Here is a 24,689-nt window from a genome sequence, read left to right on the forward strand (position 1 = left end):
CTTGTATTTTAACTTTTATCTAAAGTAGTATAACATATTTTCTTTCATATGTCATTCTACTTTATAAATACTTGTGTTATCTTCTGAATAAATTCTTGTTAATTTAACGGTAGTATTACTGTATTTTTCTAATTCTTCATTAAATGAAATCACATAATCCACATGCAATTCTTTTAATTGCGTTACATTCATAATGACTTTCACCAAATCCGGTTGGAGCAGTTCCAATTCTGTATCATCCTCTGTTAATTCCAACATAATGTGTGAATATCTATTATATATATCTTCCTGTTTCTTCTCAGGATCCAATATGTACCAAAAATCAAAATTCGGACAATTATTCACTGAATTTAGTACTCTTACTCCATTGGCTAATGCGTAACTTTGCAGCGCAATTCCGGAATCAACCCCCAGCCACACGGCTTCTGCATCCGCAGTCTTAATTTCCTGTATTTTTTTTGCCAGCGGTTTCTCATGTAACACACCAGTTCCTTTTGTCAGTGGTGGAACTGTAATCACAACAATAACAGACATTCCTAAGAGAATTGTTGTCAAAATACCATTCACTTTTTTGTCACGTAACATGAACAAAAATCCAATCACTCCAAAAATTACTAAAACAAAAATTTGCTTTTTCAGTGAAAAGTATACTGGCTGCAGCGTTTGCAGCGCTTTTATTCCAACGCAAACTACAGCTAACGAAGAGAACCCGCACACAAAATAGTATTTTACACTTTTTTTATTCGTATAAACATACTCTGACAAAATTTTAATTAATAAGATTACACAAATGACATTCACAATCAGCTGTGACCGTTCCGGTGTTGACATTGACATAAGTGTAATTTTACTTAGGTATTTCATTGGAACATAGTTCCAAAGTGTCATAAGTGCTGCTATCGTTACCAATATCGTTAGCAGACTGTCTTTTTTATGCTGAATATGGTTTTTGATACATAAATATATTCCCACAAGAATCGGCAATGGGTATAGACTAATAAACTGCGCTGCTTCTGACGAATTCACAACCGGATATTTTCCAAATAACCATGACAGTAAATAGTAAAAGTTTAATTGCCAGCCAGTTCCTCCAACTGCACTTCTTTCTCCCGGATATACCGTATTTCCCATCGCTTCTATGACATCCAGTGACATAATCAGTCCCGGAGCAACAATCGCACACACAATTGCTACTGAAATTATCAAATATAAAAATCGTTTCCATGATAATTTTTCTTTATTGTCAACCAATATCCAAATAAAGATGCCAAGAAACAGGTATCCATACGGTATCTGCCATGCCGGATATACGGTTAAAATGTAACAGCTTCCGGACCATCCAAGTCCAATTGCACTCAATACTTTTTTACTCGTTTCATCAGAAGTAACTAATTTATAGAAACACACAGCTGCAATACTTCCTGATCCCATTATGAAAAATGAATTCCACCAGAAAAAAGTTGGAGAACATGCTATCAATACAGCTCCCAGTAGCGAGTATATTTTTTTTCTTTTTGTCAGAATCATCATCAATTCCAACACCCCAAAAAAAGTCAAAAAAATAGGTAAATTCCAATAAAATGAAAAAGCTTGTTCCATTGGCAGGAAAAAACTTCCCCAAAATTGAGGAAAACCTAACGCTGTGATTGTTTTTGTTGGAAGTGGCGGAAATAGAACTGTTGAAGTTTCTTTTGCCATAAGTGCGTTGTTTGTTGGACTAAATTCTTTATTATATAAGTATTGTGAAAACCATTCCGGTGTCGAGACAATAAACTCATCACTCCGAATTGGTTTATATTCTCCCCACACTTCTTCATATTTATCATTTTGGATTGATGGCTGAACAATCTCATTATAATATCCCATCGACGAACCATGAAGTCCGTTTGCAACTAAAAAAATAAAAAGAAAAACTCCAATAAGATATCGAAAACGAAAAACCATCTCACCGATTTGTTTTATTTTTGCTCCTCTATCCATTTATTTTTCTTCCTCCAGATCTTTTCTCAGCAACGCTAGCTCCTGTGCCAGTTTCTTCACTCGAATAGACATTCTTGAAAGCGACATTGTCAAAGTTAAAATAATCGCCAGTGCAAACAAGAATCCAAAGAAAAAGAGCATATTTACCGGACTGGCAATTCCAATTTTCTCTGCAATCCATGCCAGCAAATCAGGAAAACATGCCAGAATTATTACGCTGACTCCAACTCCAAGCCAGGAAAGTGCATAGCGCAGCTCCAATTTCTTTTTTCGAATCATATTAAGGAGATATGACATTGAAAATAATGCGCCAAATACAACAATCAATTGAATTTTAATATCCATATACAGACCTCCCTAATACTTTCTGATTCTTTCAATTAGAATTGCCATGCTTACTTTAATCATATAATATACTGAATTTTTCATAGAGATTGATGAAACACCGCCAGACCGTTCTTTCATAATTACCGGTATCTCTTTTACTTTTTTCCCACGATTCAGAACAGTAACTACACTTTCCGGTTCCGGGTAATCTTTTGGATAATCCTCAGCAAACATTTCTATGATTTCTCTGTCAGCCATACGAAGTCCCGACGTCGGATCTGTAATCGTAATACCTGTTAGTATTTTTATTAAATGTGTAAAGTATTTTATACCGACGCGTCTAAGTCCGGATGACTGAAACCCCTGTTTTTCTATAAATCTGGAACCTATCACCATATTGACTTTTTCTTTTTCCATATACGCAGCCATTTCTTCCAGAAATTTCGGATCATGCTGTCCGTCTCCATCTACCTGAACTGCAATATCATATCCATTTCTTTTGGCATAGAGATAACCTGTCTGGACAGCCCCTCCAATTCCAAGATTAATTGGAAGGGCCACCACATTGTATCCATGTTCATAACAAATTTCCAGTGTGTTATCTTTAGAACAGTCATTGATAATTACATAATCAAAATCTGGCGCATTTTTTTTAATTGCTTCTACCGTCCCTACTATATTTTCACTCTCATTATACGCTGGTATAATAATTAGTTTTTTCATCCTTTTTCCCCAACTGCCTAATATTTACGCCACACCATCTTATTGACTACTCCGGTATAAGATTGAATCAATTTTACAACTTTTGTACTGACGTTCTCATCTACATAATTCGGTACATCTAATCCATTGTCTCCGTTTTTCACCATTTCAACTGCTGTGTCTACCGCCTGCAGCACCTGTTCTGTCGTAATACCTGCAAGAATAAAGTTTCCTTTATCCAATGCTTCCGGTCGTTCTGTAGAAGTACGGATGCAGACTGCCGGAAACGGGTATCCCTGTGAATTGAAAAAGCTTGACTCCTCCGGAAGTGTACCGCTATCTGATACTACAGCAAAAGCATTCATCTGCAGCTTATTATAATCATGGAATCCCAATGGTTCATGACATTTTACCAGATCATGGAATTGAAAGCCTCGCTGCTCAATATATTTTTTACTTCTTGGATGCATAGAATACAAAATTGGCATTTGATATTTCTCTGCCATTGCATTTACTGCATTCATTAAATTCAAAAAATTACTCTCAGTATCGATATTCTCTTCTCGGTGAGCTGAAAGTAAAATATATTTTCCAGCTTCCAAACCAAGCTTTTCTAAAATATCAGACTGCATAATGCTGTCTAAATTAGCATGAAGAACTTCTGCCATCGGAGATCCCGTAACATAGGTTCTTTCTTTTGCAGTTCCCTCTGAATTTAAGTATCGTCTTGCATGTTCAGAATAGCACATATTAACATCCGCTATATGATCCACAATTCTTCTATTTGTCTCTTCCGGAAGGCATTCGTCAAAGCAACGATTACCTGCTTCCATATGGAAAATAGGAATGTGAAGACGTTTCGCAGCGATTGCTGAAAGACAGCTGTTAGTATCTCCCAAAATCAAAAGTGCATCCGGTTTCACTTCACTCATTAATTTATAACTGCTTGCAATGATATTGCCGATTGTCTCTCCCAAATGTTCCCCTACCGCATTCAAATAATAATCCGGCTCACGGAGTCCCAGATCATCGAAAAACACCTGATTTAAACAATAATCATAATTTTGTCCGGTATGAACAAGAATCTGTTCAAAATATACATCACATTTTTTTATTACTGCTGCCAATCGAATAATTTCCGGTCTTGTTCCAACAATTGTCATTAATTTTAGTTTGCTCATTCTCTTTCTCCTCTTCTGCTATACCTGCTCAAAAAATGTATCTGGCTTTTTTTGATCAAAACATTCATTACACCACATGAATGTTACCAAATCCGTATCTCCCTCATTGATAATATTGTGTGTATAACCTGTTGGGATATCTATAACTTCAATTCTTTCCCCGCTCACATGATAGTCTATAATCGGATATTCTTTTCCTGTCTGTGGATTGATTCCAACTTTCCTGAATTGAATCAAACCTTTTCCGCTGACAACAACAAATTTCTCATTTTTTGTGTGATGCCAATGGTTTCCTTTTGTAATTCCCGGCTTACTAATATTTACAGAAAATTGTCCCCGCTCTTTTGTTCTCAGGATCTCTGTAAAACTTCCTCTGTCATCAATATTCATCTTCAAAGGATATGCAAATGCATCTTCCGGAAGATAACTTAGATAAGTAGAATACAATTTCTTTGAAAAACTGTTTTCTGTCATATCCGGTACTTCTTTCGTTTCTCTGCTTTCTTTAAAAGAATATAATAATTCTACAATCTCTCCCAGTGTGACTTCATACACGGTAGGCACATAGCAATAACCGTCCGCTTTGACATTCGCCTGTCCATTTAAAGCTGCAATCAACTCAGCCACTACATCATCAATGTAAACCAGACTCATTTCTACCTTTGGATCGTTCACTTGAATCGGAAGATTATTTGCTATATTGTGGCAGAACGTAGCAACTGCGCTGTTATAATTTGGTCTGCACCATTTCCCAAACACATTTGGATAGCGATAAATATATACGGAAGCTCCCGTTTCTTTTGCATAATTAAAAAACAAATCTTCTCCTGCTTTTTTGCTTTTTCCATACTCACTTCCTGCAAATCTTCCTTCTAAACTTGCCTGAATAGACGAAGAAAGCATAATCGGACAATTATTTTTATATGTTCGAAGAAGTTCCAGTAATTCTGACGAAAATCCAAAATTTCCTTCCATGAACTCTTTCTCATCTTTAGGACGATTCACTCCCGCTAAATGAAATACAAAATCAGCTTCTTGACAAAACGCTTCCAACTCTTCTCTTGTATTTCCCAAGTCATATTCTAAAATCTCAATTTCTGATGGCTCCTTACAATTCTTGATAGAAAAAGAACGATCCTTTCCATCCCGAATATTTTTCAAAGTAGCTACTAAGTTTTGTCCTACAAAGCCTTTTGCTCCGGTAATCAAAATTTTCATTTTCTTCCTACTTTCCCAGTTCTTCCCACTGTTTTAATTCTTCTTGAACATATGGAAGCTTCAATAACTTCTCTTTGACTTCTTCTACACTAAGCAGTTCTGTATTATTAGAGTTAAATTCTGTTAAAGTATTTCTCTTAACATCTCCGTCTTTAAAATATTTATCATAATTTAAGTCTCGCTTATCACACGGTACTCGATAGAACTGTCCCATATCGATTGCATTTGCACATTCTTCATTTGTCAACAGCGTTTCATACATTTTCTCACCATGACGAATTCCGATAATTTTTATTTCGTTCTCAGCATGAAAGACTTCTTTTACTGCCTGTGCTAAAACTTCAATTGTACATGCCGGAGCTTTCTGAACAAGAATATCCCCACTGTTTCCATTTTCAAACGCAAATACAACTAGCTCAACAGCTTCTTCCAGACTCATAATAAATCTTGTCATTGTCGGTTCTGTAACTGTAAGGTTTTTTCCTTCCTTGATCTGATTAATAAACAATGGAATTACAGAACCTCTTGAACACATTACATTTCCGTATCTTGTACAGCAGATCTCCGTCTTTTCCGGAGCAACTGTCCGTGATTTGGCAACAATCACTTTTTCCATCATCGCCTTGCTTGTTCCCATAGCATTTACCGGGTAAGCTGCTTTATCTGTTGAAAGACAAATAACTTTTTTAACCCCTGCGTCAATTGCTGCTGTTAATACATTCTCCGTTCCCAGCACGTTTGTTTTTACTGCCTCAACTGGGAAAAATTCACAAGATGGAACTTGTTTCAGCGCTGCAGCATGAAAAATATAATCAACCCCGTGCATAGCATTCTTTACGCTTTGCAGATCTCTTACATCTCCAATATAAAATTTAATCTTATCACTCACTTCCGGAAAATTTCTCTGATAATAGTGTCTCATATCATCCTGCTTTAATTCATCTCTGGAAAATATCCGAATTTCCTTAATATCTGTCTCTAAAAATCTGTCTAAAACCGCATTTCCAAATGATCCTGTTCCACCGGTAATTAATAATGTTGCTCCTTCAAACATATTTTTCACTCTCCTTTTATGATACAATTATTCTTTCTTGAAACTTTTTCTTAATTCTATTTCATACAATATAAAATAACTTATGAATTGCAGTATAAGTATTAACATATAACTTACAATACTTCCTACTAAACCTTTCCATTGAATTACGCTAATCGATATCACTAAACTGACTGCAAACATACATAACTGCAATATTAATTGAATTTTTGTACTATGCATCGTAATCAAAGCATTCAGCAGCACTGTCGAAGAAGCATAAAAAGCCCCTCCAACAATCACTCCCAAAAGAAGCCAGCGATATGCAAATAAATCAACACCATAAATCATCCCCAGCAAAGGGACTCCGATATAATATGCTGCCGGAAGAACAATAATCAGTACTCCAAAAATGCTTAAAACAATCCTTCTGACGGTTCTCTGAAATTCTATTTTTAAACCTTTTTCCCGGTGTTCAACCAGACTTGTCAACGAAGGCTGCAGCACAAACTGTCCAAACAACATAATAAATGTAGCCGGCATACTCAAAATCCCATAAATGGCCTGTGCTTCGCTATCTAACAATCGGTCTATAATATATCTCGGAATATTAATAATTAATGTAATAATTAATGTAAATGCAAATGTATACCATGACCTTTTAATCAAAGTCAAGCTTTCTCTTTTTTTCAGACCATACTGAAATTTTACATATTTGTGCGCATGTCTGCCTTCATATGTAATAAGAAAAACTATATTTAATACAACCAGAAACATACAGCTCATATATAAATTACGAGTATAAAAATCAATGATTCCGAATCCAATGAGACCAAGCAAGGATTTGTAGGTCATAGATTTCCCAGCTATATAAAGCAATTCTCTTTTTTGTAAAACTCCATAAAAGGCATCACTTAACGCTTCTATACATTTAAGAACACATAAAGCCAAAAATATACTTGCTTTTCCTGGATTATAATGATTTATTAACACAAAGCCCAGAGATAATACTGCTCCTATTACACATGTCAAAATTCTCGTATTAATATAGGTAGCTTCTGAAACTTCCTTATTATCATCTGTCACCTGATAGGTTCGACCGCAGAACAACGCAATTGCATTGACAATACACGCCGATGCATAAGAAAAGCTAAAGATACCTCCATCCTCAATCCCATTAATCCTGGTAACAATAATCATAAATAACAATGAATTAAAAGATAAAAAGGTAGTACCTAGTGTGTTCCATATATAGTTTTTCTTTAAATTATCTTGTTTTTGCATATGACTCTTTTTTCTTTCCAATAATGTCCCCGAAAATTTTTTCTAAATCCGATATGCATTTTTCTTTTTCGAAATGCTTCTGATAGTATTTTAATCCATTTTCTCCCCACTGTTTTAGTAAATCAGCATTCTGATAATAGTGCTCTATCAGATGCGCCAACTCTTCTGCATTTCCGGAAATTGTACATTTGCCGCACTCTGCTTCTTCTACTACTTCTTTCACTTCTCCGCTGATTGCTCCAAAAATAGGTTTGCCTGCTAACATATATGACTGAATTTTCGCCGGGAGTGTACTATTCACTACTTCATTATCTACCATTGTTATGATAAATGCATCAGCAAGCGAATAATATTTTGGCATTTCCTCTAATTTATGCATTCCATGAAATGTGATATTCCTCAACCCTTTTTCATTAGCGCTCTTTTCACATGCTTCTCTGCTCAATCCATCGCCAACAATATGAAAATGTATATCTTGTTTTTCTTTCAATAACTCTGCACATTCCACAATCGTCTCACAACTCTGTGCCGGTCCCACATTCCCTGCAAATACAATATCAAACATTTTATTATCAACAAACTTCATATTTTGATACGTATTTTCTGCATAAGATGGATAATAGATTAGACCTTTTTCCTCAGAAGAAATTCTTAGCTCATTTTCAAAATATTTTTGAAAAGATTTTGAACTAATAGTAATTACATCTGCTTGACGATATGTCCAGATGCTGATTTTTGACAATATTTTATAAATTTTACTCTCTTTCGAGATAGGACCGGTTGTAACACTGATCGGCCATTGATCAAGACAATGAATCACTAATGGGATTTTTTTCATTTTCTTTAATACGATTGCCGGCCATGCCATTGTAATTGGAGACGTCTGGTATACATATACAAGATCATACTTTCCTTTTACAAAAAGTGCTTTTAATGACCCAAAAGTAAAAAACCAAACATAATTTAACGCCATCCGCAGCGTACTTTTCCCTCTTCCAATTAAAGAACATCGTATTATTTTCACGCCATTAATCGTCTGCTTTCGGTTCCGAAACCACTTATATTCTTTTAAAACTTTTCCTTCCGGATAGTTTGGAAGTCCGGTCAAAACAGTCACTTCATGTCCTCGTTTTACCAATTCAAAACAAAGATCATTGATTCTAAAATTTTCAGGATAAAAATGTTGTCCTGCTACTAATATCTTCACGGTTATACCTCATATTTTAATACTTTTTTTATTCAATATCCCTCGTAAAATTATCCCAGAACGATGAATTTCTCTGCAGCTCTTTTTCTTCCATCTCAATTCCCACTTCTTCTGTTCTTGTCGGAATTGATGCGAAAAGATTTGTTCCAAGCGCCAGTCGATCTCCTTCTATCGTTACTCCAAGACTTGCAAGGGTTGTCGGAAACATATCCATTGTTGTAAATTCCCGATTCATTAAATTTGCCGGTACTGCGGCGGAATTAATGAATGCATTATACACTCTTCTGGAATAATCTTCCGGAATCATTTTCATGAAATCTGTTTCCAGATTTTTCATTGTCAAGTGATCTCCTGAAATGACAATTGTTGTATTGGCATAGAATGGCTGCTGTTGAATCCAACTTACAAACTCTGCAACCTGTCTGCTGGAACAAGCCATTACATTCTGATATACTGTCGGATAATCGTTTCGGCAAAGTTCGCATGTATACCCATCTTCAAAATGTGTATCTACTGTCAGCATTGTCAAATTAAACGGCTCCGGACTTGCAGATAATTCTGTCAGTTTTTGTTTTGCAATCTCAAATAAACGCTGATCTTCATATCCCCAGAAGACTTTATAGCCCGGTGGAATAAGTCCCTTTGCCGCTGCTTCATTAAAATCCAGCATTTCATAATTTCCATGACTAGAAAAATAATTTCTTCTTCCGCCAAAGGATGCATCTGAACCAATCAACAGCGTCTGACGATACCCCTGCTCTTCCAGAATATCTCCAATACTGCTGACTGCCGGAAGAAAACTTGCCTGCGTGTCCATTGCATTTCCGTCAATCGGAATCGATAACGGAAGTCCCGAAGTCTGTGCAAACATTGCTCCCATCGTCCACGTTGCGCCGGTTGCTGCATATCCGCCGCCAAGTCCCTGCGTATTAGAAAAACTGATATTACTCTGTGCCAAAGCAGTTAACTCCGGAATGCAGTTCTGATCAAACGCTCCTCCAACCTCTTTCGATGCATAAGTTGTCTCCATCGATTCAAGGAAAATATATATGAGATTCCTCTTCTGTTCCGGGAATGTAATCTGTACACTTCTCGGATCTACATAGTTATCCTGTATAAAGGTTGACTGGGTTTTCTGACTTTTTAAATAATCATCCACACTCAGTTCTTCCCAAATATAGTCAACCGAATGCTTCACAAGAAAGACTGCAAATGACATTACTCCGATCCAGACAAGATATTTTGTTATCTTTCTTTTTCGCACGGCAATCCAGACAATCAGAAGTGTCAGTACTGCCACAATTGCTACCGGTACACAAAGATTGACTGCTTCCCAAACCATATCTTCATTTGTTCCTTCTAACGGCACCTTTAGATGAAACACAATTTCATCCATTGTCAAAAGTCCCCATGTATCAATCACCCACTGCGCCAGATAGTAAGAAACTACACCCAAAAACAGTCCAATCAACATAATCAGCGTAAAAAAAGGCCCAAAAATTCTTCTGATCGCTTTCCATATTCTCTCTAACATCGTATTTGTCCTTATCCTACAGCGTTTCCGGATAAATACCGGATGCGATTAACTCTTTAATCGAATTCACTACCGCTTCTTTATCTTCTTTATATGTCACGCCAAACCATTTATCATGTGACTTTAACACTTTTACGCTGATTTTTTCTTCCTGAAGTAAGTCGCCGATAATTGTTGGAAGCAAATACTCTCTTTTCAGTTGATCAGAAGGCGTCTCCTCAAGAAACGCTCTAAATCCATTTTCAAGAATCTCAAAAAAGTCCGGATACAATCCCCACATATTCATAGATACAGAGGAATTTACATCAATCTTTCTCTGTATTCCGTTCTCTCCGATTACCATCGCTCCCTCTGGCGTTTTGATAATATTATGTGTTTCTACTATATTAGAAAGCATGTCATCCTTTCCGATCTGACACACGCCTCTTGTCACTCCACCGTTTTCACTCAGAGTATTTTTTAAAACAAAGCCAACCATAGATGCTGACATTTTTCCTTCTTCGCAGTTTTTCTTGCCTGTCAGATATTGAAACGCTTCCTGATATGCTTCTTTTCCATAATAATCATCGGCATTAATCACGAGAAACGGGGTATCTACCACATCTTTACAGCAGAGGATTGCCTGTCCGGTTCCCCACGGTTTTGTTCTTCCGGCAAATTTTTCCTGATATTTCTCCGGAATGTCCATCAGTTCCTGAAATGCATAGGCAACTTTGACACGTTTTTCAATGCGATTTCCTATGATTTCCCTGAAATCTTTCTCCAGATCTTTGCGGATCACAAAAACAACTTTATCAAATCCTGCTTCCTTTGCATCATAAATAGAGTAATCCATAATGATTTCTCCATTTGGTCCTACCGGTTCTAACTGTTTGATTCCGCCGCCAAATCTGCTTCCGATTCCAGCCGCCATAATTACCAGTGTCGCTTTGTTCATCTGATTTCTCCTTTTAAATTTGTATTTCTATTGATTTCTTTTGCTCTCAATCGGCTATCGCTTTCGCCAATTAGCCTCATATTACTATAACACCAAATAATGTTTTTTTCAATGATAACATCTGAGGTCAGTAACCCCGCAAATATTAAAAGCCAACAAACTGAAACAAACACTAAAACAAATCTGCAATCAAATAAGGAGATGCTTTCTCGCATCTCCTCATACAATTCTCATTGATTTTTATTAGTTTTTATCATCTCGGTAAGTATTATTCGCCCAAGCCATTTTTTACAGCCAGCACCATTGCATCCAACGCTTCTGCTTCGTCCGGACCGCTGCATATGATTTCGATCTCGTCTCCCGCCTTGACACAGGAACCAAGCACGCTTAAAACGCTTTTGGCATTGGCAGTGGTATTTCTGACACGGTATGTGATCGAACTTTGAAATCTTACCGCAGTATTACAAAATATTCCTGCCGGCCGCAAATGAAGGCCTGTTGGATTCTTAATTACTACTTTTTGGCTTACCATGCTGCTTCTCCTCTCCCTATTCTGCCTTCTTTTGTTCTTCTTCCTGCTTCTGCATTTGCAATGTCACATATGCATCTTCAGCCATGAAAACTCCTGTCGGCAAATTCACTGTCACAGGAACTGTATAACTTTTTTCCTCGGTACAATCTTTCAAATCAATGGAAACTCTTTTCTCCACCTGTTCCAGTGTCAGCGCCTCTAACGCCGCATCATCCCCGGTAAAATGAAGCATAATTTCCTGTATATTTCCAAAGTCAATTTTATATCCTGCTTTTACGTTGTTTTTTGTAATACTGTTGATCGGTACTTCAAACGTCTTCACACCTGCTTTTTCTACACGAATCGTCACTACAACATTTTTTTCGTTTTCATTGGCAAGTCGGATATTTTCCGGAAGCGCGCTGGAAATATCAATGGTTTCTTCTGTCTTTTCACTAATATTATCTGCTAACAGCATATCAGAAGAAATCGTAATTTCGCTAATATCTGCGATATCTTCTTCCAGTCCTGCAATACTGATCCGCTGCGGTTCACAAGTAACGTCCCCTATCTTATATCCGATTTCAGGACTGATTCCTGTAACGTCTGCTTTCACTTCTACAATCTTTGTTGATAACAGTTCTACTTTTACACGAACTTTCTTATCTCCGCCGATATTTGTCTCAAGTGATGTCTGATCAATTACATTGCCTCCGCCATCATAGAGCACAAGCTCTGCTTCCAATGTGCTGTCTGATGAAATACCATTAATATCAACTCTTGCTACAACTTTTTCGATTCTTCCAATCAACGATTTCGGTCCGCTGATCTGAACAGTTTCCGGTTGTGCCACAAGATTTCCCAACACATATCCATCCTGCAGTGTTCCGATTGTTTCTACATTGATTGGGAATTTGGTAGATTTGCTGCTCTCAATCTTAATTTCCACATTGTTTGGCAGTGCAGTCGCTGACCGGTATTCGCCTTCAAATCCTCCAATCGCCACCTCAATCGGCACGAAAGAGGACAGCTGGATATCTTTAATATCTGCTGTAGCCCGGATCGCCTCCGGGGTAATTTTCTCTAAAATACTTCTCTTAGCTGTTACCGTAACCGTCGCTGTATTTCCATTGACAATCCGATAAGTATTTCCTTTATTCAGAATCAACTCGTCGTGCAGCATCGTTACAACCACATTGGAATAAGTACGTCGTTCTACCGGATCTATCTCATTCACAACAATTAGCCACAAAAGAAATGCAAAAGCGAGGGCAGCCAGTTTCAATGCCAGATTATTTGTCAGCCTTTTTTTCATCTTTCCGCCTTCCTTTCCACAACGCAAATCCTTTCTTGTCTGTCGTTTTATTCTGAAGTGCGATCAACCGCTCTGTCAAATACTCTTTTGATACATTTCTATCAAGCTTTCCGCCCATTGCTATCGAAACGAAGCCGGTTTCTTCAGAGACTGCAATGATCATTGCATCACTGACTTCACTCATTCCAACTGCTGCGCGATGCCGTGTTCCAAGATCTTTGCTTAACCGAAGATTATCTGTCAGCGGCAAGTAACAAGTCGCCGATACTACTCGATCTCCCCGGATAATTACTGCTCCGTCATGAAGCGGTGTATTGTGTTCAAAAATATTTATCAAAAGCTGACTGGATACAACACCATCGATCATAATTCCGGTATGTTCATATTCTGAAAGTTTAATTTCCTGTTCGACAACAATCAGCGCTCCTGTCTTTACCCGTCCCATAGCAAATGCTGCCGTCACAAGTGCATTAATCGTCTGATCGCTGAAACGTTCATTTTCTTTTGTCTGATTAAATGGCACAACCGAAGAAATAAACTTCTTTTCTCCCAGCTTTTCCAATGCACGCCTCAATTCCGGCTGCAGTACTACAATAATCGCCGTTGCCATAATAGCGATGGATTTTTCTGCCAGCCATAAAATTGTATGAAGATTAAGGAGATACGCAATTAGTATAAATAACCCAAGCGCCATAAGTCCTTTCAAAAGCATCCACGTCTTTGTACTTTTAATCCATACCATAATCTCATAAACGATTACCGCAATAATAATAATCTCAAGAATATCTGTAATTCTAATATTCGGAAATGAAATTCCGTTGGCCAGCCATTGCTGCATTGTTGTCACCTCCCCTATTATTTTATTTTGATTTGTTTTATTTTGTTTCTTTTAATGATTCATTTACAATATTTTGAATATCTAATTCTTCCTGAAGGCTCTTGGCAAGAAGCATTTCTTCTGCCTGACTTACTGTCAGAGTTTCCTGAGAAACTTCTTTCTTCTCAGTCCCGCCTTTCTTTTGAGATGCTGCCGCAGTTCCCTCCGGTTTCTTTCCTGAAGATTCTTTTCTCCGAACCCGGGATGTCTTTACCGCATCTTTGCCCTCTGCTTCTCCCAAAGATGCCGTTTCCTGTCGCTCATTAATTGTCTTCACTGTTTTCTCCGGTGGTGCAATCTGAATCTTTGGAACTGCCTTCACATAATAATAGAATTCATCATCTTCAAACTGAAGACGTTCTGTTCTCGTATAATCAACCGCAAATACAAAAAATTCTATCAGAAACCCAATCGCTCCCGCCACAAGGCAGCCAACAATCAGTTCTACATAGGACGTGTTGATATTTAAAATGATTTCGCCCCCGACAATCACGATCATATTAACAACGATTCCGGAAACAATTGCTATTTCCCATGCATGATCTACCGCCAGTCTTCTGATTCCGTACACAGCAAGCAGACAGATTCCAAATGCTGCGATCATAATCCACATTTCTTTATTTGAGAATGCTTTCTGCAGAAATACTGTTATCTGCTGCATCATTCCGCCTTCCAGACCTTTCAGAACCGTAGCTGATTCATTGACATAAGTAACCATGTAATATGTGATCACACCAAGCGCGATTGGAAGAACCGCTGTCGGTGTACCGATCAATCCCCATACAATCGGAATCACATATGGGATTTTAAATGCAAATGCAATCGGAACAAGCAAAATAATCACGCCTGTCTTTGGTGCAAATCGAAAGTAAAAGATAAACATAAGAACAAATATTGCCAAAGCTGTAGCTGCAATCCCAAGTGAAAGTGAAAACAGATGGGCAATCGTTAAACCGGCTGCTGCAAGCACGGTAAATACCGTTGGCAAAAATGCGCATACAACCGCCAGTACCACCATAACAACCGGCTGTGCAAGCGGCTTCATATACCCAAGCTTCGTACTGACAAACCAAAATGTCAGAAACGCAAGTGCAAATTGAATGGCCTTATCAATGTAAAAGGAATATTTCGCGTACAGACGCTGAAGCTTCTCTTTCCAAACTAATAAATTACTCATCTACCTTTTCTCCTTTTTATACATCTTATTCAAAAGATTCAAATCCCGATTATAGCGCTTTACCCGCTCTCTCGCCTGGTCATGGCGCTTCTTATAGAGCTGACTGCTGATAATTCCATAGCAAACGATAAGAAGCAGATATCCTATAATGATACCGCCTGCTATCACAATCATTCCCTGCAGACTCAAATGTTCCATAATTTTCTCTGCAAACACTACTCCTAACAGAGCAAGCAGAATCATATAACCGATCGTTACCCAAATGAATGTCCAGATCACATTCCATCCTGCATAATCTTTTCTAAAATAGGCACTGATTTTGAAATCTTCCTGACCTTGTTTCTGCTCATAAGCGGCCATCCGCGTCATTAGCTTTACTCGTTCTTCATTCAGCATAGTTTCACCTCAATGTTCGTTCTTTCCTCATTGTAGTATATCATATAGTTAGAAACCTTGTCCAATACTTATAGTTAAAAAATATACTCTTTCTACGCCTTTTTTGTGCATTTTTCTGGAAATCGTGTCGATTGTCGCACCAGTTGTATAAATATCATCCAGAAGCAATACTCTTCTATATTTTTTGATCTGCTCATCAATCACAAATGCCCTCCGAAGATTTTCTGTACGCTCTGCCGGATCAAGCTCTTTTGACGGTTTCGTATCTTCCACTCGAATGACGACATTCTCATCCAGCGGAATTTGTGAGATACGCGACAGTTGTTTTGCGATCACTGCCGCTTGATTGTATCCCCGCTTTCGATATCTTTTCCGGTGAACCGGAACCGGTATGATTACGTCCGGTTTCCATCTTTGCATCTCCTCTGCATACCTTTCCCAGAGACTTTTTGCAAAATACGAGCCATAGTATCTCTGGTTTTTATATTTAAAGCGATAAAGTGCATCGCTGACCGGAGTTTTATGTACCCAGAGACTCCGTCCTTCCTCAAAACTCTTTTTGCGCTTTTTACAGTCAAAACAGTATTCCTGCTGCTCGTCCGGTATCGGTTTTCCACATTTACAACAGCGTGGCTCCTGAACCCACTCCAGCTTTTCACTGCAGCGATCGCAAAGCTCATTTGGTTCTGTCTCATCACAAAACGGGCAACGATGGGGATACAACAATTCTGCTAAATGGTATTGTAATTTCAATTATTCTTCTAAGACGCCGTTCATTTCCCGAATACAGCGATCAAGAGACGTATATCTCTGCTGCTCACTTGTATTCTGAATCATGTTCTGAAGTGCCTCTTCACTTCCCACAAGTGTGACGCACTTTCTTGCGCGGGTAACTGCCGTGTACAGCAGATTTCGATGATATAGCTGGCGCGGTCCCGGTAAAAGAGGAATCACAACCGCCGGATATTCGCTTCCCTGCGCTTTATGTATCGTAATTGCATAAGCCAGTTCCAGTTCTTCCAGATTTTTAAAAGAATACTCTACCTTCCGCTTTTCATCATATTCTACCGTGAGTGTCTCTGTATAATGATTAATTGCAGTAATCACTCCCATATCTCCGTTAAACACACCCATTCCTTTATCGATGACAAGACCAAACTTTGTTGCCACTTCCCACTCTAACTGGTAATTGTTCTTAATCTGCATGACTTTATCGCCAACACGAAACAATTTATCCCCAAATTCTTTTTCTTCCTTCGATTTATCCGGCGGATTCAAATACTGCTGTAAGATTTTATTCAGCCGCTCAACTCCGAGAAGCCCTTTCTTCATCGGTGTCATAACCTGAATATCATACGGATCTGCCTGGACATATTTCGGAAGTTTTTTCTGGATCAATGCGATCGTTACCGCGATAATCGTATTCGCATCTTGCCTTCTCAGGAAAAAGAAATCTCTGCTCTTATTATCCAGTGTCAATGGAATTCCAAAATTGATTTTATGAGCATTCATAACAATATCACTCTCACTGGCCTGTCGAAAGATTTTTTTTAATTCCACAACAGGAAATTGTTCTGAATGGATCAAATCTTTCAGCATACTTCCCGGACCGACAGACGGAAGCTGATTCCTGTCTCCCACCAAAATCAGTCTTGTTCCTACAACAATTGCTTTTAGCAGCGCATGCATGAGCGGCAGATCTACCATAGACATTTCATCAATGATAATCACATCTGCCTCCAGCGGATTTTCTTCATTTCTGGAAAATCCACTATGTCCTCCATCTTCTTCCGGATTCCCGCTGATTTCCAACAATCTGTGAATCGTCTGCGCCTCGTAACCTGTTGTTTCTGTCATTCGTTTTGCTGCTCTTCCAGTTGGTGCGGCCAGTGAAATCTCCAGACCTTCGCTGTCAAAATAGCGTATCATCGCATTAATCGTTGTCGTCTTTCCCGTACCCGGTCCTCCTGTCAGAATAAAAACACCGTGTTTTACAGCTTCTATCACTGCCTCCCGCTGAGTTTCTTCCAATTTTAGATCGGCATTTTCTTCTACTTTGCGAAGACGATTTTCGATAACAAGATCCATAATATCCACATTCACATTCAAGTCATGCAGCATTTTTGCTGTATTCAGCTCCATATAATAATAATTGGCTCCATACACCCGAACTTCTTCGATCGGATTTCCGTAAGAATCTTCTCCATTTTGTACACGCTTCAAAACAATCTTTCGTTCCATGGAAAGATCCATCAAGTATTTCTCAATATCCTGAATTCCAACTTCTAACAAATCGCTGGCTCTTCTAAGAAGTACTTCTTCCGGCAAATATACATGCCCTTCCGAAACACTCTGCAAAAGTGTATAAAAAATTCCGCTGCGGATACGGTAATCCGAATCCGTGTGAATCCCAATTCTCGAAGCAATCTCATCTGCTGTGCGAAAACCAACTCCCTGGATGTCATCTGCCAGACGATATGGATTTTCCTCCAGAACCCTATATACATTGAGTCCATACTGCTGATAAATCTTCGCTGCCAGCGCAGTGGAAATGCCATATTTCTGTAAGTAGATCATTGCTTTTCGCATATCTTTTTTACTCTCTACCTGCTCTGCAATTTCTCTCGCCTTTCGCTCACTGATTCCTTTCACTTCTGCTAACCGTTCCGGTTCCTCTTCGATAATGCGAAATGTATCTTCTTTAAACTTCCGCACAATTCTGGACGCTAATGCTGCTCCCAGTCCTTTAATCGCCCCTGAACCAAGATATCGCTCAATCGAAAGCAGATCCTCTGGTTCCTTTATCTTATGGGACAGTACTTTCAGCTGTGTTCCGTACACTGCATGCGTTGTATATTCACCAGATACATCCAGCATTTCCCCTTCATTTATATAAGGAAATGTTCCGACACAGGTAAGTTCCCCTTCATCGCTTACAAGCTGAAATACGGTATATCCATTATCTTCATTCCGAAACACAATATGCTCTACATAACCACTTAGATTTTCCATGTTCCATATCCTTTCGTACAGCATAAAAGAGGGTATCCACCCTCTTTCACTTAAATGCCTTTTCGTCCTCCCATGAATTCCACAAACTGACCTGTTCCAACTGCAACCGCCTGCATTGGTTCTTCTGCAGTCATTGTATGGATTCCTGTCTTTTCTTCAATCAGTCCTTCTAACCCGCGAAGCATCGCTCCGCCCCCGGTCAGCACAATTCCCCGATCAAGAATATCTGCCGACAATTCCGGCGGTGTTTGTTCCAACACTCCGGTTACTGCCTCCACAATCTGAAGCGCGGCTTCACGAAGCGCTTCTTCTGTCTCGGAAGCAGTAACTTCTACCGTCTTCGGAAGCCCCGTGATCAGATTTCTTCCGCGGACTTCCATCACACTTTCTTCCGCAAATGGACAGACTGTACCAATCTTAATCTTCATTTCCTCTGCTGTCCGTTCACCGATCAGTAAATTATGCTGTTTCTTCATATAGCGTACGATGGCATCATCAAAATCATCTCCTGCAATCTTGAGCGAACGATTCACAACAGTTCCTCCAAGCGAAATGACGGCAATATCCGATGTTCCACCTCCAACATCTACAATCATATTACCGCAAGGTTTCGAAATATCAATTCCGGCGCCAATAGCGGCTGCCACCGGCTCCTCAATCAAATAGACTTCTCTCGCTCCTGCTGCATAGGTTGCCTCCTCTACAGCTTTCTTCTCCACTTCTGTTACTCCACTTGGTACACATACACTGATGCGAGGTTTCTTCAACGTTCGTTTGCCAAGCGACTTCTGCACAAAGTACTTAATCATCTTCTCTGTTACTGTATAATCTGAGATCACTCCCTTGCGGAGCGGTCTTACCGCAATAATATTACCCGGTGTTCGTCCAAGCATCATCCGCGCTTCCTCACCAATGGCCTTGATCTCATTTGTATCTCTGTCAAATGCAACTACTGAAGGTTCCTTCAGCACTACACCTTTTCCTCTCACGTATACAAGAATACTCGCAGTTCCCAAATCGATTCCGATATCTACTGACATATCATTTCCCCTTTCGCAAATATCTTTCTTCCCGCGAATTCCAAGTAATTACGCATATTTCATTATAATCGACTTTGTTATAAATGCAAAGTCTTTTTCCTGCATTTGCCGGTATTTATGATTTTTTTAGAATTGCTTTGATATATCTTCCCGTATGTGACGCCGGATTTTCTGCCACTTCCTCCGGTGTTCCCTTTGCAATCACAGTGCCGCCTTTATCTCCGCCTTCCGGCCCCATATCAATGATATAATCTGCTGTCTTAATTACATCCAGATTATGTTCAATTACAATTACCGTATTCCCGTCTCCCGACAGTCTTCGAAGAATTTCTGTCAGCTTGTGTACATCTGCAAAATGTAATCCTGTCGTAGGTTCATCTAAAATATAAACGGTCTTTCCGGTACTGCGCCGGCTAAGCTCTGTTGCAAGCTTAATTCGTTGTGCTTCTCCTCCGGATAATGTGGTAGATGGCTGTCCAAGACGTATATAACCAAGTCCCACGTCATACAGTGTCTCGATCTTTCTTCGAATACTAGGCACCGGTTCAAAGAATGTCATAGCTTCCTCTACTGTCATATCCAGTACATCATAAATGCTTTTTCCTTTATACTTTACTTCCAGCGTCTCACGATTATAGCGTTTTCCACCACATACTTCACATGGCACATAAACATCCGGAAGGAAATGCATCTCGATTTTAAGAATTCCGTCACCACTGCACGCTTCGCATCGGCCGCCTTTCACATTGAAACTAAATCTTCCTTTTTTATAACCTCTTGCCTTTGCATCCGGTGTCGCTGCAAATAAATCCCGGATCAGATCAAACACCCCTGTATACGTTGCCGGATTTGATCTCGGCGTACGACCGATCGGAGACTGGTCAATCGCAATCACCTTATCTACCTGATCCAGTCCCTTCATATCTTTATGTTTTCCCGGAATCGTTCTCGCATGATTCAATTCTCTCGCAAGACGTTTATACAGAATTTCATTTACAAGTGAACTCTTTCCGGAACCGGAAACTCCAGTCACACAAGTCATTACCCCAAGCGGAAAGTCCACACTGATTCCTTTCAGGTTGTTTTCTGCTGCGCCTGTTACTTTCAAAAATCCAGTCGGTGCTTTGCGTTCTGCCGGAACCGGAATCTTAATTCTTCCGCTAAGATATGCTCCTGTAATTGAGTCTGGATTCGCCATCACTTCTTCTGCTGTTCCGGCCGCAACTACCTTTCCTCCGTGCTCACCTGCTCCCGGTCCGATGTCTACAAGATAATCCGCCTCCCGCATCGTATCTTCATCATGTTCTACTACAATAAGAGTATTGCCAAGATCCCGTAAATGTTTCAATGTCTTTAATAATTTATCATTATCTCTTTGATGCAGCCCAATACTTGGCTCATCAAGAATGTATGCAACTCCTACAAGCCCCGATCCGATCTGTGTCGCCAGCCGGATTCTCTGTGCTTCGCCTCCTGAGAGACTCCCCGTTGCCCTCGTTAGCGTAAGATAGTCTAGCCCCACATCCATTAAGAAACTAATTCTTGCCTTGATTTCTTTTAAAATTTGTCCTCCGATCAGCTTCTGTGTTTCAGTTAATTCCAGTGTTTCCAGAAATTTCTGTAATTTCTCGATTGAAAGTGATGTTACCTCATAAATATTTTTTCCGCCAACGGTAACTGCCAGTGCCGCCGGCTTCAATCTCTGTCCTTTGCAGGCATGACATGGAGTGATCCGCATGAATGTCTCATATTCTGCTTTCATTGTTTCGGAACCTGTTTCCCGGTAACGGCGTTCTACATTTTTGATTAGGCCCTCAAACGCCACATCATAAACACCTTCTCCCCGCTGACCACGATAATAGACTTTGACTTCTTTTCCATTCGTTCCATAAATTAACACATCTTGAACTTCCTTCGGATACTGTTCAAACGGCGTTTCAAGATCAAATCCATATTCTTTTGCCAATGCATCCAAAATTGCCCTTGTAAAGCTTCCTTTATCCGCACAGGACTGCCAGCCCATTACCTGAATCGCTCCATCCAGAATAGACAAGGACTTATCCGGAATCATCAGATCTATGTCAAATTCCATCTTATATCCGAGTCCGAAACATTCCGGACAAGCGCCAAATGGATTATTGAAAGAAAAACTGCGTGGTTCAATCTCATCTACACTGATTCCACAGTCCGGGCATGAAAAACTTTGGCTGAAATTCATTTTTTCTCCATCCAGAACATCAATGACCAACAGTCCCTCTGCCAGTTCCAGTGCATTTTCCACAGAATCCGTCAGACGTTTTTCAATCCCTTCTTTTATGACAAGTCGATCTACTACAATTTCAATATTATGTTTAATATTCTTATCGAGACTGATCTCTTCTGACAGCTCATACAGATTCCCATCAACCATTACTCGGACATATCCGCTCTTTTTCGCCCGCTCAAACAGTTTCGCATGGGTTCCCTTTCTGCCGCGTACAACGGGCGCAAGCACCTGTATCTTCGTCCGTTCCGGAAGTTCCATGATCTGATCTACCATTTGATCTACCGTCTGTTTTTTAATCTCTTTTTCGCATTTTGGACAGTGAGGAATTCCAATGCGTGCATATAATAGTCGAAAATAATCATAAATCTCTGTGACAGTTCCCACTGTTGAACGAGGATTTCTGTTTGTTGATTTCTGGTCGATCGAAATCGCCGGCGACAATCCCTCAATGCTTTCCACATCCGGTTTCTCCATCTGTCCGAGAAACTGCCGCGCATAGGAAGACAGTGACTCCATATATCTTCGCTGTCCTTCCGCATAAATGGTGTCAAACGCCAACGAAGATTTTCCTGAACCTGACAGACCAGTCAATACCACAAGTTCATTTCTCGGAATGTCCAGATCAATATTTTTCAAATTATGTTCATTAGCACCTCTGATCTTAATATACTGTCTATTCTCTTTCGGCATATTTCTTATCCTTTCAACATCTGTTTTAACTCAATTAATTTATCTCTCAATTCAGCCGCCGCCTCAAAATTCAATTCGGCTGCCGCCTTCTTCATCTGCTTTTCAAGATCCTTAATCAGCTTCTCCAGCTCCTTCTCACTCATAGATTCCGGATCTTTTTCCATTTTCAGTTCTTCTGCTGCAACCTTCTTGGAAATGCTGATCAGATCACGCACAGATTTCTTAATCGTCTGTGGGGTAATTCCATGTTCTTCATTATACGCAATCTGAATTGCTCTTCTTCTCTCCGTCTCACTGATTGCCTTCTTCATCGAATCTGTCATATGATCTGCGTACATCACAACATGACCTTCCGCATTTCTCGCCGCACGGCCAATCGTCTGTACAAGTGAAGTTTCTGAACGCAGGAAGCCCTCTTTATCTGCATCCAGAATTGCAACAAGCGTAATTTCCGGAATGTCAAGACCTTCTCTCAGAAGATTAATTCCCACAAGCACGTCAAACACATCTAGACGCATATCTCTAATAATCTCACTTCGTTCCAACGTGTCAATATCGGAATGCAGATAGCGAACGCGGATTCCAAGTTCTCTCATATAATCTGTCAGATCTTCCGCCATTCGTTTCGTTAATGTCGTAATCAATACTTTATTCTTCTTAGCAATCTCCCGATTCACTTCACCGATCAAATCATCAATCTGTCCTTCCACCGGACGCACGTCAACCTTTGGATCCAGAAGTCCTGTTGGCCGGATTACCTGCTCTGCCCGCAGAAGTTCATGTTCTTCCTCATATTGTCCCGGTGTTGCTGATACAAATAAAATCTGATCAATCTTTTCCTCAAACTCCTCAAAATTCAAAGGACGGTTATCCTTTGCAGACGGAAGTCGGAAACCATAATCTACAAGCGTTGTCTTTCGCGACTGATCACCGTGGTACATACCTCCAATCTGAGGAATCGTTTTATGAGATTCGTCAATGATCATAAGAAAATCATCCGGAAAATAATCAATCAGCGTGTGTGGCGGCTGCCCCGGCGCAAGCCCGGTCAAATGTCTGGAATAGTTCTCAATTCCGGAACAAAATCCTGTTTCACGCATCATTTCAATATCGAAATTCGTTCTCTCAGAAATTCTTTGCGCCTCCAGAAGCTTATCCTCTCCCTTGAAATAGCGAATCCGCTCCTCCAGTTCTTCTTCAATTTCACTGATCGCACGATTCATACTTTCCTGAGACACAACATAATGAGATGCCGGAAAGATTGCCACATGGTTCAGTGAGGCTTTAATCTCTCCTGTCAGCACATCCACTTCTGTAATTCGATCCACCTCATCCCCGAAAAACTCAATTCGATATGCAACTCCCTCCGTCACTGCCGGAATGACTTCCAGCACATCTCCATGAACCCGAAACGTTCCACGCTTAAAATCAATATCATTTCGGTCGTATTGAATCTCGATCAACTTCTTCACAACTTCATCCCGATCTTTGATCATGCCCGGTCGGAGGGAAATTACCATCTCCTGATAATCGATCGGAGAACCAAGTCCGTAAATGCATGAGACACTGGCCACAATGATTACATCCCGTCGTTCTGAAAGCGCTGCTGTTGCGGAATGCCGCAGTTTATCAATCTCATCATTAATGGAAGAATCCTTCGCAATATAAGTATCCGAAGATGGGACATAAGCCTCCGGTTGATAGTAGTCATAGTAGGATACAAAGTATTCGACTGCATTATTCGGGAAGAATTCTTTGAATTCTCCATATAACTGAGCAGCTAACGTTTTGTTGTGTGCGATGATCAATGTTGGTTTATTTAATTGTTGAATGACATTCGCCATTGTGAATGTCTTGCCAGATCCTGTAACCCCTAGTAACGTCTGGCATTGGTTACCTTCTTGAAAGCCTTTTACAAGCTGTTCGATTGCCTGGGGCTGGTCGCCGGTAGGGGCATATTCTGATACTAATTCAAAATGATCCATGAAATTCTCCTATACAA

20 protein-coding genes are annotated in these 24,689 nt (G+C 39.7%); all 20 read right to left on the reverse strand.

The genetic code is table 11. The annotated features are described in order from the left end of the window. Window positions 1–51: 51 nt before the first annotated feature. A complete protein-coding gene (locus tag KFE17_07000; GenBank protein QUO33463.1) occupies window positions 52–1,980 on the reverse strand; it encodes a hypothetical protein in 1,929 nt (642 codons plus the stop codon). Next, on the reverse strand, window positions 1,981–2,325 hold the full coding sequence (locus KFE17_07005; protein ID QUO33464.1) for a DUF2304 domain-containing protein: 345 nt from the start codon (window positions 2,323–2,325) through the stop codon (window positions 1,981–1,983). Window positions 2,326–2,337: 12 nt separating this feature from the next. Next, window positions 2,338–3,030 carry a glycosyltransferase family 2 protein gene (locus KFE17_07010; GenBank protein QUO33465.1) on the reverse strand — a complete coding sequence of 231 codons (693 nt, stop codon included), beginning with the start codon at window positions 3,028–3,030 and terminating at the stop codon, window positions 2,338–2,340. Window positions 3,031–3,047: 17 nt separating this feature from the next. After that, the gene (gene wecB / locus KFE17_07015; protein QUO33466.1) at window positions 3,048–4,190 is read right to left on the reverse strand and encodes a UDP-N-acetylglucosamine 2-epimerase (non-hydrolyzing); all 1,143 of its coding nucleotides are present in this window, start codon (window positions 4,188–4,190) and stop codon (window positions 3,048–3,050) included. A gap of 18 nt (window positions 4,191–4,208) precedes the next feature. Beyond that, on the reverse strand, window positions 4,209–5,408 hold the full coding sequence (locus tag KFE17_07020) for a capsular polysaccharide biosynthesis protein CapF (protein QUO33467.1): 1,200 nt from the start codon (window positions 5,406–5,408) through the stop codon (window positions 4,209–4,211). Between the two features lie 7 nt (window positions 5,409–5,415). After that, window positions 5,416–6,462 (reverse strand): polysaccharide biosynthesis protein, encoded by a 1,047-nt coding sequence (locus tag KFE17_07025; GenBank protein ID QUO33468.1) that lies wholly within the window; start codon window positions 6,460–6,462, stop codon window positions 5,416–5,418. A 27-nt stretch (window positions 6,463–6,489) separates the two neighbouring features. After that, the gene (locus KFE17_07030; GenBank protein QUO33469.1) at window positions 6,490–7,746 is read right to left on the reverse strand and encodes a lipopolysaccharide biosynthesis protein; all 1,257 of its coding nucleotides are present in this window, start codon (window positions 7,744–7,746) and stop codon (window positions 6,490–6,492) included. Continuing rightward, entirely contained in the window at window positions 7,709–8,932 is a 1,224-nt protein-coding gene (locus tag KFE17_07035; protein QUO33470.1) for a glycosyltransferase family 4 protein, read from the reverse strand. The genes KFE17_07030 and KFE17_07035 overlap by 38 nt, the downstream gene beginning before the upstream one ends. Before the next feature lie 28 nt (window positions 8,933–8,960). Continuing rightward, window positions 8,961–10,466, reverse strand: a complete 1,506-nt coding sequence (locus KFE17_07040) for an LTA synthase family protein (GenBank protein QUO33471.1) — start codon at window positions 10,464–10,466, stop codon at window positions 8,961–8,963. A 16-nt stretch (window positions 10,467–10,482) separates the two neighbouring features. After that, complete coding sequence (locus KFE17_07045; protein ID QUO33472.1) at window positions 10,483–11,403, reverse strand: nucleotidyltransferase; 921 nt, start codon at window positions 11,401–11,403, stop codon at window positions 10,483–10,485. Between the two features lie 268 nt (window positions 11,404–11,671). Next, window positions 11,672–11,935, reverse strand: coding sequence for an HPr family phosphocarrier protein (locus KFE17_07050; GenBank protein QUO33473.1), 264 nt, complete (start codon window positions 11,933–11,935; stop codon window positions 11,672–11,674). Window positions 11,936–11,951: 16 nt separating this feature from the next. Next, window positions 11,952–13,229, reverse strand: a complete 1,278-nt coding sequence (locus KFE17_07055) for a hypothetical protein (protein QUO33474.1) — start codon at window positions 13,227–13,229, stop codon at window positions 11,952–11,954. Then, complete coding sequence (gene cdaA, locus KFE17_07060) at window positions 13,207–14,067, reverse strand: diadenylate cyclase CdaA (GenBank protein QUO33475.1); 861 nt, start codon at window positions 14,065–14,067, stop codon at window positions 13,207–13,209. Before cdaA ends, KFE17_07055 begins: the two co-directional genes overlap by 23 nt. 37 nt (window positions 14,068–14,104) lie before the next feature. After that, a complete protein-coding gene (locus tag KFE17_07065; protein QUO33476.1) occupies window positions 14,105–15,283 on the reverse strand; it encodes a hypothetical protein in 1,179 nt (392 codons plus the stop codon). Then, a complete protein-coding gene (locus KFE17_07070) occupies window positions 15,284–15,679 on the reverse strand; it encodes a hypothetical protein (protein QUO33477.1) in 396 nt (131 codons plus the stop codon). A 48-nt stretch (window positions 15,680–15,727) separates the two neighbouring features. Further along, window positions 15,728–16,432 (reverse strand): ComF family protein, encoded by a 705-nt coding sequence (locus KFE17_07075; protein ID QUO33478.1) that lies wholly within the window; start codon window positions 16,430–16,432, stop codon window positions 15,728–15,730. After that, window positions 16,433–18,691: an ATP-dependent RecD-like DNA helicase gene (locus KFE17_07080; GenBank protein QUO33479.1), complete on the reverse strand. Its 2,259-nt coding sequence runs from the start codon at window positions 18,689–18,691 to the stop codon at window positions 16,433–16,435. It lies immediately after the preceding gene. A gap of 50 nt (window positions 18,692–18,741) precedes the next feature. After that, window positions 18,742–19,731 carry a rod shape-determining protein gene (locus KFE17_07085; GenBank protein QUO33480.1) on the reverse strand — a complete coding sequence of 330 codons (990 nt, stop codon included), beginning with the start codon at window positions 19,729–19,731 and terminating at the stop codon, window positions 18,742–18,744. Window positions 19,732–19,846: 115 nt separating this feature from the next. Next, window positions 19,847–22,687 carry an excinuclease ABC subunit UvrA gene (gene uvrA / locus KFE17_07090; protein QUO33481.1) on the reverse strand — a complete coding sequence of 947 codons (2,841 nt, stop codon included), beginning with the start codon at window positions 22,685–22,687 and terminating at the stop codon, window positions 19,847–19,849. 5 nt (window positions 22,688–22,692) lie between these two features. Further along, window positions 22,693–24,672 carry an excinuclease ABC subunit UvrB gene (uvrB, locus tag KFE17_07095; GenBank protein QUO33482.1) on the reverse strand — a complete coding sequence of 660 codons (1,980 nt, stop codon included), beginning with the start codon at window positions 24,670–24,672 and terminating at the stop codon, window positions 22,693–22,695. Between the last annotated feature and the right edge of the window lie 17 nt (window positions 24,673–24,689).

Source organism: Faecalicatena sp. Marseille-Q4148 (assembly GCA_018228665.1).
In the GTDB taxonomy this organism is placed as follows: domain Bacteria; phylum Bacillota; class Clostridia; order Lachnospirales; family Lachnospiraceae; genus UBA9414.

Excerpts from the sequence above, each read along its gene's own strand:
- KFE17_07000 (QUO33463.1), bottom strand. The coding sequence starts at position 1,980 with ATGGATAGAGGAGCAAAAATAAAACAAATCGGTGAGATGGTTTTTCGT.
- KFE17_07005 (QUO33464.1), bottom strand. The coding sequence starts at position 2,325 with ATGGATATTAAAATTCAATTGATTGTTGTATTTGGCGCATTATTTTCA.
- KFE17_07010 (QUO33465.1), bottom strand. The coding sequence starts at position 3,030 with ATGAAAAAACTAATTATTATACCAGCGTATAATGAGAGTGAAAATATA.
- wecB (QUO33466.1), bottom strand. The coding sequence starts at position 4,190 with ATGAGCAAACTAAAATTAATGACAATTGTTGGAACAAGACCGGAAATT.
- KFE17_07020 (QUO33467.1), bottom strand. The coding sequence starts at position 5,408 with ATGAAAATTTTGATTACCGGAGCAAAAGGCTTTGTAGGACAAAACTTA.
- KFE17_07025 (QUO33468.1), bottom strand. The coding sequence starts at position 6,462 with ATGTTTGAAGGAGCAACATTATTAATTACCGGTGGAACAGGATCATTT.
- KFE17_07040 (QUO33471.1), bottom strand. The coding sequence starts at position 10,466 with ATGTTAGAGAGAATATGGAAAGCGATCAGAAGAATTTTTGGGCCTTTT.
- KFE17_07045 (QUO33472.1), bottom strand. The coding sequence starts at position 11,403 with ATGAACAAAGCGACACTGGTAATTATGGCGGCTGGAATCGGAAGCAGA.
- KFE17_07050 (QUO33473.1), bottom strand. The coding sequence starts at position 11,935 with ATGGTAAGCCAAAAAGTAGTAATTAAGAATCCAACAGGCCTTCATTTG.
- KFE17_07055 (QUO33474.1), bottom strand. The coding sequence starts at position 13,229 with ATGAAAAAAAGGCTGACAAATAATCTGGCATTGAAACTGGCTGCCCTC.
- cdaA (QUO33475.1), bottom strand. The coding sequence starts at position 14,067 with ATGCAGCAATGGCTGGCCAACGGAATTTCATTTCCGAATATTAGAATT.
- KFE17_07065 (QUO33476.1), bottom strand. The coding sequence starts at position 15,283 with ATGAGTAATTTATTAGTTTGGAAAGAGAAGCTTCAGCGTCTGTACGCG.
- KFE17_07070 (QUO33477.1), bottom strand. The coding sequence starts at position 15,679 with ATGCTGAATGAAGAACGAGTAAAGCTAATGACGCGGATGGCCGCTTAT.
- KFE17_07080 (QUO33479.1), bottom strand. The coding sequence starts at position 18,691 with ATGGAAAATCTAAGTGGTTATGTAGAGCATATTGTGTTTCGGAATGAA.
- KFE17_07085 (QUO33480.1), bottom strand. The coding sequence starts at position 19,731 with ATGTCAGTAGATATCGGAATCGATTTGGGAACTGCGAGTATTCTTGTA.
- uvrA (QUO33481.1), bottom strand. The coding sequence starts at position 22,687 with ATGCCGAAAGAGAATAGACAGTATATTAAGATCAGAGGTGCTAATGAA.
- uvrB (QUO33482.1), bottom strand. The coding sequence starts at position 24,672 with ATGGATCATTTTGAATTAGTATCAGAATATGCCCCTACCGGCGACCAG.